The sequence below is a fragment of the Mucilaginibacter angelicae genome (assembly GCF_042434235.1).
Lineage (GTDB): Bacteria > Bacteroidota > Bacteroidia > Sphingobacteriales > Sphingobacteriaceae > Mucilaginibacter > Mucilaginibacter angelicae.
The window spans coordinates 553995-569694 of sequence record NZ_JBHLTS010000022.1 but is presented as its reverse complement, the minus strand read 5'-3'; the positions used below and the strand labels follow the sequence as shown (position 1 = coordinate 569694).

General features: G+C 42.1%; 17 protein-coding genes. 7 read left to right on the top strand and 10 right to left on the bottom strand.

Annotated features, from left to right (window positions below; genetic code table 11):
• Positions 1-64: 64 nt before the first annotated feature.
• From ACFFGT_RS14560 to ACFFGT_RS14530, 7 genes are all read right to left on the bottom strand, one after another.
• Positions 65-520: a hypothetical protein gene (locus ACFFGT_RS14560; protein WP_377023268.1), complete on the bottom strand. Its 456-nt coding sequence runs from the start codon at positions 518-520 to the stop codon at positions 65-67.
• 11 nt (positions 521-531) lie between these two features.
• Positions 532-1191 (bottom strand): carotenoid biosynthesis protein, encoded by a 660-nt coding sequence (locus ACFFGT_RS14555; protein ID WP_377023267.1) that lies wholly within the window; start codon positions 1189-1191, stop codon positions 532-534.
• Positions 1188-2276 carry a glycosyltransferase family 2 protein gene (locus ACFFGT_RS14550; protein WP_377023266.1) on the bottom strand — a complete coding sequence of 363 codons (1089 nt, stop codon included), beginning with the start codon at positions 2274-2276 and terminating at the stop codon, positions 1188-1190. Before ACFFGT_RS14550 ends, ACFFGT_RS14555 begins: the two co-directional genes overlap by 4 nt.
• 3 nt (positions 2277-2279) lie before the next feature.
• Positions 2280-2879 carry a lysophospholipid acyltransferase family protein gene (locus tag ACFFGT_RS14545; RefSeq protein ID WP_377023265.1) on the bottom strand — a complete coding sequence of 200 codons (600 nt, stop codon included), beginning with the start codon at positions 2877-2879 and terminating at the stop codon, positions 2280-2282.
• 39 nt (positions 2880-2918) lie between these two features.
• Entirely contained in the window at positions 2919-3542 is a 624-nt protein-coding gene (locus ACFFGT_RS14540) for a lysophospholipid acyltransferase family protein (RefSeq protein WP_377023264.1), read from the bottom strand.
• 3 nt (positions 3543-3545) lie between these two features.
• The gene (locus ACFFGT_RS14535; protein ID WP_377023263.1) at positions 3546-4355 is read right to left on the bottom strand and encodes an alpha/beta fold hydrolase; all 810 of its coding nucleotides are present in this window, start codon (positions 4353-4355) and stop codon (positions 3546-3548) included.
• Between the two features lie 211 nt (positions 4356-4566).
• A complete protein-coding gene (locus tag ACFFGT_RS14530; RefSeq protein ID WP_377023262.1) occupies positions 4567-5814 on the bottom strand; it encodes a 3-deoxy-D-manno-octulosonic acid transferase in 1248 nt (415 codons plus the stop codon).
• Positions 5815-5966: 152 nt separating this feature from the next.
• Between ACFFGT_RS14530 and ACFFGT_RS14525 the strand changes: the two genes are divergently transcribed.
• The 5 genes from ACFFGT_RS14525 (at position 5967) to ACFFGT_RS14505 (ending at position 11211) form a co-directional block, all read left to right on the top strand.
• Positions 5967-7283 carry a UDP-glucose dehydrogenase family protein gene (locus ACFFGT_RS14525; protein ID WP_377023261.1) on the top strand — a complete coding sequence of 439 codons (1317 nt, stop codon included), beginning with the start codon at positions 5967-5969 and terminating at the stop codon, positions 7281-7283.
• Positions 7280-8263: a UDP-glucuronic acid decarboxylase family protein gene (locus ACFFGT_RS14520; protein WP_377021934.1), complete on the top strand. Its 984-nt coding sequence runs from the start codon at positions 7280-7282 to the stop codon at positions 8261-8263. The genes ACFFGT_RS14525 and ACFFGT_RS14520 overlap by 4 nt, the downstream gene beginning before the upstream one ends.
• Positions 8264-8376: 113 nt before the next feature.
• On the top strand, positions 8377-9399 hold the full coding sequence (gene galE / locus ACFFGT_RS14515; RefSeq protein WP_377023260.1) for a UDP-glucose 4-epimerase GalE: 1023 nt from the start codon (positions 8377-8379) through the stop codon (positions 9397-9399).
• Between the two features lie 15 nt (positions 9400-9414).
• Complete coding sequence (gene rfbB, locus ACFFGT_RS14510) at positions 9415-10467, top strand: dTDP-glucose 4,6-dehydratase (RefSeq protein WP_377023259.1); 1053 nt, start codon at positions 9415-9417, stop codon at positions 10465-10467.
• A 3-nt stretch (positions 10468-10470) separates the two neighbouring features.
• Positions 10471-11211 (top strand): tyrosine-protein phosphatase, encoded by a 741-nt coding sequence (locus ACFFGT_RS14505; RefSeq protein ID WP_377023258.1) that lies wholly within the window; start codon positions 10471-10473, stop codon positions 11209-11211.
• Between the two features lie 129 nt (positions 11212-11340).
• Here the strand turns inward: ACFFGT_RS14505 and ACFFGT_RS14500 are convergent, their stop codons facing one another.
• Positions 11341-12087, bottom strand: a complete 747-nt coding sequence (locus ACFFGT_RS14500; RefSeq protein WP_377023257.1) for a barstar family protein — start codon at positions 12085-12087, stop codon at positions 11341-11343.
• A gap of 77 nt (positions 12088-12164) precedes the next feature.
• Positions 12165-13403 (bottom strand): ABC transporter permease, encoded by a 1239-nt coding sequence (locus ACFFGT_RS14495; RefSeq protein WP_377023256.1) that lies wholly within the window; start codon positions 13401-13403, stop codon positions 12165-12167.
• 184 nt (positions 13404-13587) lie between these two features.
• On the opposite strand from ACFFGT_RS14495, the gene ACFFGT_RS14490 reads away from it, so the two are divergent.
• A complete protein-coding gene (locus tag ACFFGT_RS14490; RefSeq protein WP_377023255.1) occupies positions 13588-14385 on the top strand; it encodes a redoxin domain-containing protein in 798 nt (265 codons plus the stop codon).
• Positions 14386-14575: 190 nt separating this feature from the next.
• On the opposite strand, the gene ACFFGT_RS14485 is transcribed toward ACFFGT_RS14490, so the two are convergent.
• Positions 14576-14923: a HesB/IscA family protein gene (locus ACFFGT_RS14485; protein ID WP_377023254.1), complete on the bottom strand. Its 348-nt coding sequence runs from the start codon at positions 14921-14923 to the stop codon at positions 14576-14578.
• Between the two features lie 91 nt (positions 14924-15014).
• Between ACFFGT_RS14485 and ACFFGT_RS14480 the strand changes: the two genes are divergently transcribed.
• The gene (locus tag ACFFGT_RS14480) at positions 15015-15545 is read left to right on the top strand and encodes a DUF7935 family protein (protein WP_377023253.1); all 531 of its coding nucleotides are present in this window, start codon (positions 15015-15017) and stop codon (positions 15543-15545) included.
• The last annotated feature ends 155 nt before the right edge of the window (positions 15546-15700 follow it).

Genomic DNA, 15700 nt, shown 5'->3' with positions numbered 1-15700 from the left:
TGTTGCAAATTTACGGCAAAAATTATGATTAATGAGATAATTGAAATGTAGTTTTTGCCGGTTGCTAAGTATAATATTCACCATCCCAAGGCTCCATGAATGAAATGGTTGAGCTTGGTTGCAGGTTAACGTATTCAAGATTTTCATCAGGTATGAGCCCGAATGTAATCCCATCAATTTTAATATCAAAAAGTTTAACAATGATGTTTCCAAATTCAATATCGCCAAGTTCGCTAACCATTTCCTCAAGCTTTTGTTCCATCAGGTTATTGTCGCATTCGGCAGTGGTGCCGGCGTACCAGTGCTGCGTGTTTAAGTGGTTACCCTCAGCATCAAAAGTATGCATTAATAAATACTCCTTTCTGTGTTTTTGCCAGTCTTCGTGTGGATATGAACCCACCGGCTGATCATGCACAAATGTTTCATATGCCCAAAATTGCATGTCACCCGCAAAAGTACCAAGGTAGTGGGTATGATAATCTTCCTCGCGGTTTATTGGGATAAGGGTAGGGATTTTCATTATCTAAGTTATTAATACATCAAATTTAAAACAGCAAAAAATACAAATTGTGCAATCAGCAATGCCGGCGCAACAATGCTTTGCCGTTTAAATTTAAACTGCTCAAATATAAAAAGGAGCAATGCGCTCAATGTAAACCAGCAAACATAGTTTTTGAAAGGAATGCCGGCATCCAGCCAATACCAGTAATCAAAATGTACGGCTATTGGTTCAATCAATACATCAAGCAAGGTGAGGAGCATGGCTCCGGCAAGTATCCTTACCAACCTGCTTTTAAGACGGCTTCGCTGCAGGGTAACACCCGCAGCGTAAATCAGCAGGAACCAATTCACCCCTATCATTAAGGGGACCTCAAGCAGTTTTGCACCAAGTGTTCCGCCGTAGCGGTAATGGCCAAAGATTAAGCCGGTATGTATGCCAATGTATTCAGCAGTAAAACCAATCAGGAAAGTAATCAGTGCAAGTAAAAGAAACCTACCATCTAAAGTATCATAACTATAAACAATTACGCCCAGCATCAATAGTAAATGCCATGGCACCAATGCTATAAATAATACGGTTAACGAGGGGACAATAAAACCTATCAGCCCAACCAAATGAAATAGCAGGATGATTGTTATACAGATCCTGTTTTTTGTAGATGCAGCGATATTAGCTATCGCGGATTTCAAATTTTTCGCCCTTTCCACACGGTGGTTTTGGTGAGATGCCGCTGTATCGATAAAATGGCCACTATCAGCAAACTAAACATTTGAGCAGAATGTAAAAGGATATTAAACCCTGCTTTTTGCCCGGCCGAAAGGGAGATCATGATCCGCGTAAGCAAAATTAGTCCGACAGTAAAAAATATAAGCGGCAGGTTCAGCGTTGTCAGGATAATCAGCGGACCGGCTATGGTGATGGTGATATAGATTAAAAAACCGATAATGCTGTAATTAAAAGCTGCCAGGAAATTTTTGCTGAACCCGTTTATAGCCTCGCCATATCCCCGGTACATCCTACAACTGATCATGCCGTTGGCCAGTAGTGCCTCGCCGTTGTAGCGTTCTGCTTTGATCAGGCGCATGATCTCCACATCTTCCACTACCTTATTTTTTACTGCTTTATGCCACTGGTGCCTGTGATAAATGGCAGCATCAAACAACATGAACTGACCGCTGGCCGCTGCTACCGAAGCATTTTTAACTATATATACCAGGCGTAAAGGCAGCAGGTTAAGCAATATGAAGTGCATGAGCGGTACTACCAGGTTTTCGCCCATAGTAAGCATGGTTTGATTGGTAAACAGGCTTAATAAACCCAACTGGTGCAGGTGCATGCGGTGTACGGCGCTGTTGATAAGGCGGTTGCTGATCTGCTCGTCGGCATCCAAAAACAACAGGTATTTACCCCCGGCCTGTTTGGCCATTTGATGGCAGGCGTAATTTTTACCTATCCAACCTTCGGGTAATTTACCGCCCTTTATTACCCTGAAATGCGGGTGCCTGGCAGCAAAGTCGTTACAAACCCGGTAAGTGTCATCTGTAGAATCATCGTCATAAATAATAACCTCGTAGTTGTTATAGTCCTGCTGATGGATGGAGTTTAACAGGGTTAGTATGTTTTCGGCCTCGTTACGTGCCGGGATCAGGATGGAAACCTTATCCGAATAATAACGCCCAATATGGGGCAGCTTTGGGTTAGAGATATAATTGAACAGCGTTACCGCAAACCTGAGTATGATAAAAAAGAGGGTTATTAATATAGCTATTGTCACTTTTTATATATCAAATTCGGTTTGCAGCAGTTTGGAGGCTTCATAGTGCCTTTGGTATGCATGCTGTAATTTATCTATGCTTTTACCGGCATAATTTTCGGGTTCGCTTTTTAAATAAACGGTTGCTGTTGGCTTTTTATGTTTAAAGTACTGAATAAAAGTTGAAACAAAAATAAGTTGAAAATTCCCGGCCGCTTTTTCAATGATCCTCATAACGCCTTTTTCAAAATTTATGTTTGTAACAAAGTTAGCATACAGCTTGCCCTGCGGAAACATTAAAACCAAATTTGCCGGGTCAGTAAGTAATTCGGCCGCATAATCGAGTGATTGGAGAATACTCTTTGAGTCTTTTTTTACAGAAAAAGCACCAACATACTTTAAAAACCGCTCTTTACGGGAGGTTTCTTCCAGGATCATCACGTGAAGCTTTTTCTTCAACAGTTTTTCGTTAACACAGTAAAGGATCAGCCCGTCCCAAAAACTGAAGTGATTGCCTATAAGCAGTACCGACTTGTTTTTATCAATTGCAATATCATTAAACAGCAGTTCATGAAACGCTTTGCCAACAGCCCATTTAATATAGTAATGGACAATACGGTTCATGAAAAGATTATTTTTATTGCGGATCATATTTGACACGGATCAATGCTCCATATTTATTTGATTTTTCAACGCCTGCTGATGGGCCAGGTTAATGTTCTCCTTCAACTGCTCAAAAGTTAACTCATTGGCAACGCCTAAATCAAAAAGATGCACATAAGCGCGTGGTTTCAGGCTTTCAAAGTAATCAATCAAAATGCAGTGATAAACAACCTGGCACGGGCCTTTTATCTGCTGCATCAGTTTGTACACACCTTTTTCAACATGAATGTGTGTTTCATGATTTGAGTATAGTTCGCCCTGCGGAAATATCACGATCAGGTTGTCGGGCTGATCCAGGATCCCGGCCGAGTAGGCCAGCGACTCCAGCATGGCCCTTGATCCTTTCTGGATAGAGTAAGCGCCGATATACCGTAAATAGCTGCGCTGATCAAACTGATCCTGCTGCATCATTACGTAGTATTGCTTTTTGAGATTATAAACGGCTGTCCAGTTGGCAATAAAACCATCCCACCAGCTAAAATGATTGCTTAAAAGTAAGGTTGAATGACCGGGGCGCGGTTCAAAAGGCTGTACATTAACCTCTTTAAAATTGCGACTGATCCACCAGCGTACGTAACCGATGTATAGTTTACTCCAGAATTTCTTTTTACGCGAGGGTACCATGTTTTATTTAACTAAATACTCATCCAGTGCTTTTGTAACCAGCCAGTGCCCAAGCTCAACCTCGTGCACTTCGGCATCATCAAGCATGCCCAAAAATGGCATAGCAGCCGATTTGGGGAACAGCTTATCGTGCTTGCCAAATATCAGCAAACATTTAATTTTATGCTGATTGATGAGTTGGGCTATTTTCTCCGCATCCGGCTTTAACTGCCTGATCAAATTTAAGGTATAATAGGTATCAAGCCGCTTTTGTTCGGTGTCAATTTCATTATAAGCTATCCGGTAAAGGCTTTCATCAATAACGCCAACCTTTTTTACGCTTTTAACTAAGAAGGGGGCAAGCCATTTACTCTTAGTAGCTGCGCGGAAAATGCCGCGGCCAAGCTTGTTATGCAGTATAAAGTGAAAACCTTTAAAAACAGCCAGTCCATCGGGTGCCATCAGTATGATATCATCAACCATATCGGCGTATTCTTCAACCAATATCAGCGCCAGGTTAGCCCCTATAGAATAGCCCATTACCGAAAAACGCTGCCTTCCGTAAAGCTTAAACCACTCTTCCATATAACTGCGTACCATAGCTTTGGGCATTCCGGCAAGGATCTGTTGTTCCGTCCAACCGTCAAGCCTGCTTTCGCCGTGAAAAAAGTGATCGAAGCCGTAGATATGATATTGAGGTAAAATCGATTGGTCGAGCACATGAAATTGCTTACCCGTCATGCCATAACCATGAAAGGCCAGCAGCGGTTTTTGGCCGGTGCCATATTCGTGAAAATGTGCTTTGCCCAAGCCGGGCAGATGTAAAAACCCCATTAAGGCAATATTAAGAATTTATGGCTTTTGTACAGTAATTACCGTTGTTTTGTTTTAGAAGGTTGAAATAATCCTTCTTATAAAATTGTCATTTCGATGAAAGGAGATGGGCGAAAGCCGGGGCGTGAAGAGAGATCTTCTACGTTTTGTAAATCCGTCATATATGGTGTAAAAGATTTCTTACCCGTTCCTCGTGTCGAAATAACATTTCTTATTGATCAATATACTTCATGATCATTTCCGTAGCCCCCACGTTTTCCTTTACATAGTTAAATACCTTTTTATGGGTAACATTGTAAAAAGCTTCATCATTAACCAGTGTTTCAACAATGCCCTTTAGCTCTGTTTCATTGCTGATGCTAAACCCGGCTTTGAGCGCAATGAGCTCTTTAGCCTCATTAAATTTTTGATAATTAGGGCCGAAGATAACCGGCAGGCCAAAAGCGGCTGCTTCCAATGTATTATGGATCCCCACACCAAAGCCGCCACCTATATAAGCGATGTCGGCATAAGCATAGAGGGATGAAAGCATGCCGATATTATCTATGACGAGAGACTGGAGATTGGAGGTTAGAGATTGGTTAATGAAATCTCCGGACTTCAGACCTTCGGCTTCGGACTTTAATTGCGAGAAGGTAATTGCCTTTCCTTCCGGCAATAAATCTATCAGGTTGTTTATCTTGTCCTCCGGGATCTCATGAGGTGCAAAAATGAATTTCCAATCGGGGTACTGGCTTACCAGTTGGGCCAACAGGGCTTCGTCCTGGGGCCAGGTGCTGCCTGCAATAAACAGTTTATGATCATTTTTAAATTCGGCTATCAAAGGCAGCACCTTCGGGTTTTGTGCGTTGGCCCAAACGCGGTCGAACCGGGTATCGCCGCTTACGGATGTATTGGTAATGCCAATGCCTTGTAATAACTGTTTAGAGGCCTCGTCCTGTAAAAAAAAATGGCTTACCAGGCTTAATATTTTACGGTTAAAACCACCGTACCATTTAAAAAATACCTGCTTAGGCCTGAAGATGCCCGATACAATGTATAAAGGGATATTACGCTTGTGAGCTTCATTAAAAAAATGGAACCAGTATTCGTATTTGGTGAAAATGACCATTTCGGGGTTAATGGCATCAATAAAGCTGCGGGCATTTTTGGCGGTATCTAAGGGCAGATAATAAACATAGTCGGCAAGGGGGGTGTTTTTCCTGATCTCGTACCCTGAAGGAGAAAAAAAGGTAACTACAACTTTCTTTCCGGGGTGTAAATTCCTCATGGCCTCCAGTATCGGCCGACCTTGTTCAAATTCGCCAAGTGAAGCAAAATGAAACCAAATACTGCTTTCTATACGTACAAATACGATGTTTTCACGTCCTGAAACCCAAAGTTTTGCCTTGTTGTTAAACAATGAGGCAAAACGGATAAAAAGGGAATATAATTTGATACCTATATTATATAATAACATCGATTTTAACACTGAATGATTATCTTAGCCGGGCATAAAAGTAATAACAATAATTACAATATTGGTTTTATGGCCCGCCCGGTGCCGTAATAAGCTGTTAATATGGTTCATATACAAATTGCTTACCTTAAAATTAAAACACACTTAACACTATGAAGATTGCAGTAATTGGAACTGGTTATGTAGGCCTGGTAACAGGGACCTGTTTGGCCGAAACAGGAAATGAAGTAGCCTGTGTAGATATAGTAGAAGAAAAAGTAAACAAGATGCGTGGTGGCGAGATGCCAATTTATGAGCCTGGGCTTGACATTTTATTTCTGCGTAACATCAAACAGGAAAGGTTAACGTTTACCACCAACCTTGCCGAAGCGATAGCACCGGCCAAAGTTATATTTTTAGCCCTGCCAACGCCTCCGGGAGCCGATGGAGCAGCGGACCTGAGCTATGTGCTTGGCGCAGCAAAAGATATCGCTAAGCTGATCACCGAATATAAGGTGATCGTAACCAAATCAACCGTGCCTGTAGGTACGGCCGATAAGGTGACAGCCGTAATGAAAGCCAATACCGATGTGCCTTTTGCCGTAGTATCCAATCCTGAGTTTTTACGGGAAGGGGTAGCAGTAGAAGATTTCATGAAACCCGACCGGGTGGTGATCGGCACGAGGGACGAAAAAGCCCGCCAGGTAATGGGCGACCTTTATGCACCCTACGTGCGCCAGGGCAACCCGATCTTATATATGGATGAACGCTCATCCGAGCTGACCAAATATGCAGCCAACTCATTTTTGGCCACCAAGATCACATTTATGAACGAGATAGCCAATATGTGCGAGCTGGTAGGGGCCGATGTGGATATGGTGCGCAAAGGGGTAGGTGCAGATGCCCGCATCGGCAAACGCTTCCTGTTCCCGGGTGTGGGTTATGGCGGCAGCTGTTTCCCTAAAGATGTGCAGGCACTTTCCAAAGCAGCCGAAGAAAACAAATATGAGTTCAAGATCCTGAATTCGGTGATGGAAGTGAACGAAACCCAGAAGAAACGCCTGGTAGTAAAAATGCGGGAATATTATGGTGAAGGCGGCTTAAAAGGCAAACACCTTGCCTTGTGGGGCCTGGCCTTTAAACCGGAAACGGACGATATCCGCGAAGCACCGGCCCTGTACATTATTGATGAGCTGTTAGCAGCCGGGGCAACGGTAACCGCCTATGACCCGGAAGGCATGCCAAACGTTAAAAAACTGCTTGGGGATAAAATAACTTACGCTACCAACAGGTACAACGCACTTGATAACGCCGATGCCCTGCTGATCGTGACCGAATGGCCGGTATTCCGTACACCCGATTTTGACTTTATGAAGGAAAAGCTGAACGCAGCGGTGATCTTTGACGGCCGTAACCTGTATGATCTGGACAGGATGAAAGAGTATGGATTTTATTACAACAGCATTGGCCGTAAAACAGTAAGTATATGACAGAAAGAAAAAGGATCCTGATCACAGGGGCAGCCGGCTTTTTAGGCTCGCACCTTTGCGACAGGTTTATCAAAGAAGGTTACCATGTGATCGGGATGGATAACCTGATCACGGGCGATTTGAGAAATATCGAACATTTGTTCAAGCTGGAGAACTTTGAGTTTTATAACCATGACGTATCAACGTTTGTGTTTGTACCGGGCGAGCTGCACTATATCCTGCACTTTGCCTCACCTGCAAGCCCGATCGACTATTTAAAAATCCCGATCCAGACATTGAAGGTAGGTTCACTGGGCACGCACAACCTGCTGGGTCTGGCCAGGAACAAGAAGGCCAGGATGCTGATCGCTTCGACCTCAGAAGTATACGGTGACCCGAACATCAGTCCTCAGCCGGAAGAATACTGGGGCAATGTGAACCCGGTAGGACCGAGAGGGGTATATGACGAAGCTAAAAGGTTCCAGGAAGCCATCACGATGGCCTACCACACCTTTCACGGGCTGGAAACAAGGATCATCAGGATTTTTAATACCTACGGGCCAAGGATGCGACTGAACGACGGGCGGGTACTGCCGGCATTCATCGGGCAGGCGCTAAGGGGCGAACCGCTGACCATGTTTGGCGACGGCTCACAAACCCGGTCGTTTTGTTATGTAGATGATCTGGTAGAAGGTATTTACAGGTTGCTGCACAGTGACTATGCCCAGCCCATGAACATCGGTAACCCGGATGAGATCACGATAAAACAATTTGGAGAGGAGATCATCAAGCTGACAGGCACCGATCAGCAGCTGATCAGCCTGCCACTGCCAACGGATGACCCAAAACAACGCCGCCCGGATATCAGCAAGGCCAGGGCCATACTGGGCTGGGAACCAAAGGTATCCCGGAGTGAAGGTTTGAAGATCACTTTAGAATACTTCAAATCGTTACCTGAACAGGAAATACATCATAAAGACTTTACTTATTACAATAAGTAAGGGTGACAAGGCCGGGAAATAATTTTTTTGGCCTTTTTTATAATATAAAAGTGGATGGATTGTCACAATCTGCTTACTTTGCTAAACATTCAAACATACTCTCTATTTAAACTATGAAAATATTAGTAACAGGCGGTTTGGGTTTTATTGGCTCTCATACCGTTGTTGAGCTGGTTAATGCGGGTTATGATCCCATTATTGTTGACGACCTGTCAAACTCCGACCCTAAAATATTAGATCAGCTTACAAAGATCTTAGGCTTTACCCCGGTGTTTCATAAGCTTGATCTTTGCGATGAGGCCGCTGTTAGGTCATTGGCACTTGCCGAGCCCGAAATAGGGGGCATTATCCACTTCGCGGCTTTTAAAGCAGTAGGTGAGTCGGTTAAAAAACCAATGAAATACTACCGCAATAATTTTTATTCGCTTATTAATTTGTTGGAAGCTTATTACGGTAAGGCTATCAATTTTGTATTTTCATCAAGCTGTACAGTTTATGGGCAGCCAGAGAAGTTACCCGTTACCGAAAATGCCCCTATACAACCGGCGCAATCACCATATGGCAATACCAAACAAATAGCCGAAGAAATTTTGGTTGATATGGTAAATTCAGGTACCGATTATAAAGTAATATCATTACGTTATTTTAACCCGGTGGGTGCCCATGATTCGGCCCTGATTGGTGAACTGCCAATTGGTGTACCGCAAAACCTGGTGCCCTTCATCACACAAACAGCCATAGGCAAACGCGAAAAAATAACCGTTTTTGGCGATGACTATAACACTCCTGATGGTAGCTGCGTACGTGATTATATTCATGTAGTTGATTTGGCCAAAGCCCACGTAGCTGCATTGAGACTTGCCGAAAAAGACGATTTTAAAGGCTATGATGTGTTTAACCTGGGTACAGGTAACGGCACATCGGTGCTTGAAGTAATTCACGCTTTTGAAAGTTCAACAGGCGTAAAAGTAAATTATGAAATTGGCCCGCGCCGTGAGGGCGATGTGGAACAGGTTTGGGGCGATGTTACCAAATCATCAACCAAACTTGGCTGGACAGCCCAACTTGGCATTGGCGAAATGATGTCATCGGCCTGGGAGTGGGAAAAATACATAGCTCAAAATCCGTTCAAATAATAGCAACAGGAGGAAATGAAAAAGATCATTATTACAGGCGGCGCTGGTTTTATTGGTTCGCACGTGGTGCGCAGGTTTGTAAAAAACTATCCTGATTACAGCATTGTTAATTTAGATAAGCTTACCTATGCAGGCAACCTGGCCAATTTGAAGGATATTGAAAATGAGCCTAATTATAAGTTTGTAAAGGGCGATATTGTTGATATTGCTTTTATTGATGAGCTTTTTACAGCTGAGAAACCCGATGCAGTGATCCACCTTGCTGCCGAATCGCATGTAGACAGGTCGATCACTAACCCGCTTGAGTTTGTGATGACCAATGTGGTAGGTACAGTAAATTTATTGAACACTGCCCGCGAGCACTGGAAAGGTAAGTATGATAAAACCCGTTTTTATCATGTATCAACCGATGAGGTGTACGGTACCCTTGGGGAAGACGGTATGTTTACAGAAGAAACTGCTTACGATCCGCATTCACCTTATTCGGCATCAAAAGCCGGATCGGATCATTTTGTGCGGGCTTACCAGGATACTTACGGTATGGATACTGTTATATCAAATTGCTCAAACAACTACGGCTCGTTCCATTTTCCGGAAAAGCTTATTCCGCTGGCAATCAATAATATCAAGCAAAATAAACCTGTGCCGGTATATGGTAAAGGTGAAAATATCCGCGACTGGCTTTGGGTTGAAGACCATGCCCGCGCTATTGATGTGATATTCCATAACGCTAAATCAGGCTCAACCTATAATATAGGCGGGCATAATGAATGGAAAAATATTGACCTGATAAGATTGCTTTGCAGTATATTGGACAAAAAATTAGGCAGGGCCGAGGGAGAATCGGCTAAACTGATCACTTTTGTAACAGACAGGGCCGGGCACGATCTAAGATATGCTATTGATGCAACTAAATTAAAGAATGATTTAGGTTGGGTGCCAGGCATAACTTTTGAAGAAGGTTTGGAGAAAACAGTTGATTGGTACCTGGCTAATGAAGAATGGCTTAATGATGTAACATCGGGCCATTACCAGCAATATTATAGTGGTCAGTATAACGATAGATAAAAAATGTTCGGGCTTTTTAAGAAGAAAAAGGAAGTAAGGGAATCAAAACACAACTATGGAAGTATCATGGTTGATATGCACTCGCATGTGCTGCCGGGAATTGACGATGGTGCTAAAACACCAGAAGATTCGGTGGTATTGATAAAAAAAATGATGGAGCTGGGGATAAAAAAGATTATTGCCACACCTCACATCATGATTGATTTTTATCGCAATACACCCGAAACCATCGGGGATGCACTTACCTTATTAAAAGCTGAATTGGTTAAACAAGGAATTGAGATCCCTGTTGAAGCTGCTGCCGAACATTACTTTGATGAAACGTTTGAGGCACGTATAGAGAACGGCCCGGTCATGACTATGGGCGATAACCATGTGCTTTTTGAGTTTTCATTTATAAATCAACCGCCAAATACCTACAGTGTAATTCAAAAGCTTCATGACAAAGGGTATAAACCTATCCTGGCCCATCCCGAGCGTTATCAATATCTTGATTTGGATACTTTAAGAAACCTGCATAGCTGGGGTGTTGATTTTCAGCTAAACACCATATCCCTTACAGGATACTACGGTAAGGATATAAAAAAGATGGCTGAAGATCTGGTTGATAATAGTTTGATCGATTATATTTCGAGCGATATGCACCACTTAAGGCATGCAACGGCATTTGCAGATGCGCTTAAAACAACATACATCGAAAAGTTGCTTGTCGATTATCCGCTTAAGAATAAGATGTTATTTTAGATAGGTATTCCTATTAATATAAGAAGGGCGCATGAAAATGCGCCTTTTTAGTTTGTATCATTACTGGTTGAAGCTTAGCGTAACTTCAACCAGGTAAGGGTGTACCAACATTCACAACAATATAGCGAACTACACTATTTCTTCAATCAAAAATTTAAATCGTTCGAAAATTCCTTTCGTAAATTGATATAGTTCGTAAACTTTAGGATCTGATATTTTTGAACTGTTGAAGAATGTCATTTTTCTTTGTTTCTTTAAACCTCCATTGTGGAATATCTCTAATAAACAATCTTCGAAAGTATAAAGGCTATGTCCAAAATATCCTTTTTCTCCAATGAATTCTAAACTGACCCAATAAAGAAAATCGCGTTCTTCATTTATCAACGACCAATCAATTTTGTAATAATCCCGGTCAAATATTTGTGAACTTAGCCCTGAATATGAAAGACAACAGTCGATGTAATCTTCTTTAAGTGGTGAATTTAAAGGGAGGTCAACCCATTGAATGTTTTGATCTTTAGCCCACAAACTTAAAATATCAATACGTCCTTGCCGATATTCCGTAAAATAATCATCATATACTAACCCTGAAATCCAAAGTGATGATTTTTCCAGATCTCCATAGTCGATCAAATGCACTTTAAAGTTTTCGATACTTAGCCTTCTTCCGAATTTATCTAAAAAATCGACTTGTATTTTCAATTCGTTTGAGCCAATGTAAAATACGTCATCTGTCTTTTGCAAAATTCTCTTTTTTGAAGTGGCGCTAATGCCCTTAAAAGTAAACCTACGGGCGGTGCCTGTTGCAAAAGGCTCTAACCAAATATATTTACAGGTGAGCAAAATTTTGTTTTCGGCGTATACCTTAACTTTCATTGGACAAAGGCTTGATTGTTGTATAGCGCTTTTTACGTCTAAGAGACTTTGAGTTCTTGAATTAATGAGAAGATCGCTTATTCGTACCTTAAAGCCTCTACCGGATCAAGCTTTGCTGCCTTTTTTGCAGGGTAATAACCCGATATCAAACCTATAAAGGTACATAGTACTACTGCGAAGAACAGCCAGCCCCATGGCACTACAAAAGCACCGCTTATTTGTACAGCAATGAGGTTTCCTGCAGCCATACCCAATATCATGCCGGCTGCACCGCCTATAAGGCATATTACTATCGCCTCTATTAAAAATTGTTTACGGATAATGGCGGGGGTTGCACCTATGGCTTTCCGCACACCAATTTCGCGGGTGCGTTCTGTTACCGATACCAGCATGATATTCATGAGCCCGATTGCCGCACCTATGAGTGTGATGATGCCTATTGCAAAGCCGGCTACAGTAATGCCTGCAAGCTGTCCCGACAGTTCTTTTTGAATCGAATCACTCCGGCTTATTTCAAAATTATCCTGGTTAATTACATTAAGCCCCCTTACGTTTCTGAACAGGGAGGTAGCCTCACCAATAGTGGCATCAAGAGCCCCGGGGGTTGCTACTTTAATAGTTACTGTGAATGACGCGTTCTTTGTACTGTCTATCTGCTTGGCTTTCAATACCGGGATCACGCAAAATTTATCGCCTCCAAATGAACTTGAACCTTTGGATGCAAATACGCCAACTATCCTGAACCTGTTGGTACCAAGGTAGATTGATTTATTTATCGGGTCTTCAGTTTTAAATAGTTTCTTTTTGATCTCATCGCCAATAATTACCACGTTCGAGCCATGCTCCAGCTCAGAGGCCGAGAAATTACGCCCGAAGGCCAGCTTTTTGCCCGCTGTAACCAGGTAGTTTTCATTGGAACCCGAGATAGATATGTTTGGATTGGTTTTTTGGTTACCATATTTAGCTACCGCGGTGCCGTTTACATCTAAATTAATGGCTACGGCTACGGGCAGTTTAAAAGTGTTTTTGAAGCGGACTGCCTGATCGTAAGTAATGGCAGGATAAACCTTGCGGTGGCCCCCATTGCCAAAATTTAAACCTTCGCCGCGGTTTTGTAAAGTAAATGTATTGGCGCCCAAATCGGCAAAAGCATCATTGGTAAACTGCCTGATGCCTTCAATTGCCGTTAAAATGCCAACCAGCGCCATGATACCTATAGCTATGATCAGCGCGGTTAACGCGGTGCGCAGCCTGTTGCCGGCTATGGATTGTAATGCAATAGAAATGTTTTCTTTGTAAGAGGTTTTTACCGGCATGGTATAAATATAAAAAACTTGTTGATATGACTAAGCACTATACCAATTTGTTACATATCAGCTTAACTTAATTTTGTGATTGACGTTTAGCTGTAGGTTAAATCATATTGCTTATTTGTTACAGTTGTTGTTGCTTTGAATAAGTGTAAGCAATGTTATCTTTGAGTAAATCTAAGCCATTGTAATGAAATATATTTTCCTTCTGATCATATTTACAATTTGGGGTTTTAGCATTCGTGCACAGGATACCACCAAACGCATTGTAAAAAGATATAACTTTAATTTCGACGAACGCACAGTAGTAAAAGATTCAACTGGCAAGCGATACGCGTATAATGAGTGGCAGGCAATGGCCCGCAAAGGTTACTCCTTATTGCCGGAGGATATTGAAAATCCAAATACTGCTTTTATCCTTGAAAAGAAAGGTACCAAACATATCCGATACATAAAATCGGAAAGTAATCCCAATAATACCCGGTCTGTGCAGAAAGCCTTATCGCCTGAAGAAGCCAGGGAACAGTATATAGCTTCGCTTCCCAAACCTGTTGAGTCTGCTTATTTTACTACCGGCGAGGCAATAGAACCATTTAGCACGCATGATATCAACGGTAATAAAATAAAATTAAAAGACCTGCGTGGCAAGGTAGTAGTGCTGAATTTTTGGTTTATCGGCTGCCCGGCCTGTATGCAGGAAATCCCCGAGTTAAATAAACTGGTTGATGATTATAAGGATAACACCAACGTGGTTTTCCTGGCCGTTGCTTTGGATGGCCGCTATGATCTTAAAAAGTTTTTAAAGCAAACCGAATTCAAGTACGATATTATTGATGACGGCGGTTATATTGCCGGTGGTTATAAAATAGGCCTTTACCCAACCAGTGTTATATTAGATAAAGAGGGTACGGTTGCTTTTCATACCGTGGGCTTTGCGCTGAACTCGCCTTTGTGGATGAGGAAAACCATTAATGAGAGTTTAAAGTAATCGGACATTAAGATTTCCGGTAGAGACGCATTACATGCGTCTGAAACTTTACAGAGCAGCCCGTGCGAACGAAGGTGCAAGTGATGCGCCCCTACAGAAACGGGAACCAGTTGCTTTTACAGAATCCGGAAAATAAAAAGCCGCTTCATATCACTATGAAGCGGCTTTCAATATTTTAACAAGGTTTGTTTTAAACCGAGAAAGAAGAGCCGCAGCCGCAGGTACTGGCAGCATTAGGGTTGTTGAAAGTAAAACCACGGGCATTTAATCCATCCTGGTAATCGATTTGCATGCCGGCCAGGTATAAACCGTGGGCTTTGTGCATAAATACCTTTACACCATCAATGAAGTATTCCTGGTCGCCGTCCTTTTTCATGTCGAAGCCTAAAATATAATTCATGCCCGAGCAGCCACCACCCTCAACACCAACACGTAAGCCAAAATCTTCGCTTATTTCTTGCTGGTCTTTCAATTTAAAAAGTTCTTTTACTGCGCCCGGCGTAAAAGTAACCGGAGCGGTTTCAACAGCTATACTCATCTTATTTTTATTTATTCTACACAAATATAACGTAAAATGCAGATTTTTGTTAGTGTCATAATTTTATGACCCCTGTATAACATTTATAAAGATGCCTACTCTACCTTTTTTGTTTGATATTCTAAAATACACTATTTCGGGCTTAGGCGTTGTTTATATCGCTTTTTACCTGTTTAAGCCATATCTTGATAAATCCGAAAGTATCCAGCTATTGGAGCTAAAGCGTACCATCAGTAATCAAACCCTGCCCTTACGCTTACAGGCCTATGAAAGGGTTGTACTATTCATTGAAAGAGTTAACCCTTCAAGCTTGCTAATCCGCCTCAGCGGATCGGCCGATACTGCTGCCGAATTACAGGCAGTTATTATTAATGAAGTGCGCAATGAGTTTCAGCATAACATTACCCAGCAAATTTATGTAAGTGCCCGGGTTTGGAATATTGTAAAAAGGGTAAAGGACGATACCATTAATATGATCAACAATGCTGTGAAAGCTTTACCGGCAGATACCTCAGCACTTGAGTTAAGTAAAGTGATACTGGTACATTTAAGCAAGCTGGAAGATAATCCTTATGATGTGGCGCTGGGCCTCATCAGGCAGGATATGGAAGAATTGTATTAAGCCGCATTGTGTTTATCATTACCATGATAATATCACAAAAAAGCAATTGGAGGAATTGCGAAGCTGGAAAATACGTGCAATGAGAGAATATGTGAGAAAAGTTTACATCTTTTGGGAATAGTGTTCCCTTGTACTGAAAACTTAATACCTTTTAT

What these genes read in the sequence shown, in the direction of transcription:
- ACFFGT_RS14560 (WP_377023268.1), bottom strand. Translation starts at nt 520, where the DNA reads ATGAAAATCCCTACCCTTATCCCAATAAACCGCGAGGAAGATTATCAT.
- ACFFGT_RS14545 (WP_377023265.1), bottom strand. Translation starts at nt 2,879, where the DNA reads ATGAACCGTATTGTCCATTACTATATTAAATGGGCTGTTGGCAAAGCG.
- ACFFGT_RS14540 (WP_377023264.1), bottom strand. Translation starts at nt 3,542, where the DNA reads ATGGTACCCTCGCGTAAAAAGAAATTCTGGAGTAAACTATACATCGGT.
- ACFFGT_RS14535 (WP_377023263.1), bottom strand. Translation starts at nt 4,355, where the DNA reads ATGGGGTTTTTACATCTGCCCGGCTTGGGCAAAGCACATTTTCACGAA.
- ACFFGT_RS14530 (WP_377023262.1), bottom strand. Translation starts at nt 5,814, where the DNA reads ATGTTATTATATAATATAGGTATCAAATTATATTCCCTTTTTATCCGT.
- ACFFGT_RS14525 (WP_377023261.1), top strand. Translation starts at nt 5,967, where the DNA reads ATGAAGATTGCAGTAATTGGAACTGGTTATGTAGGCCTGGTAACAGGG.
- ACFFGT_RS14520 (WP_377021934.1), top strand. Translation starts at nt 7,280, where the DNA reads ATGACAGAAAGAAAAAGGATCCTGATCACAGGGGCAGCCGGCTTTTTA.
- galE (WP_377023260.1), top strand. Translation starts at nt 8,377, where the DNA reads ATGAAAATATTAGTAACAGGCGGTTTGGGTTTTATTGGCTCTCATACC.
- rfbB (WP_377023259.1), top strand. Translation starts at nt 9,415, where the DNA reads ATGAAAAAGATCATTATTACAGGCGGCGCTGGTTTTATTGGTTCGCAC.
- ACFFGT_RS14505 (WP_377023258.1), top strand. Translation starts at nt 10,471, where the DNA reads ATGTTCGGGCTTTTTAAGAAGAAAAAGGAAGTAAGGGAATCAAAACAC.
- ACFFGT_RS14500 (WP_377023257.1), bottom strand. Translation starts at nt 12,087, where the DNA reads ATGAAAGTTAAGGTATACGCCGAAAACAAAATTTTGCTCACCTGTAAA.
- ACFFGT_RS14495 (WP_377023256.1), bottom strand. Translation starts at nt 13,403, where the DNA reads ATGCCGGTAAAAACCTCTTACAAAGAAAACATTTCTATTGCATTACAA.
- ACFFGT_RS14490 (WP_377023255.1), top strand. Translation starts at nt 13,588, where the DNA reads ATGAAATATATTTTCCTTCTGATCATATTTACAATTTGGGGTTTTAGC.
- ACFFGT_RS14485 (WP_377023254.1), bottom strand. Translation starts at nt 14,923, where the DNA reads ATGAGTATAGCTGTTGAAACCGCTCCGGTTACTTTTACGCCGGGCGCA.
- ACFFGT_RS14480 (WP_377023253.1), top strand. Translation starts at nt 15,015, where the DNA reads ATGCCTACTCTACCTTTTTTGTTTGATATTCTAAAATACACTATTTCG.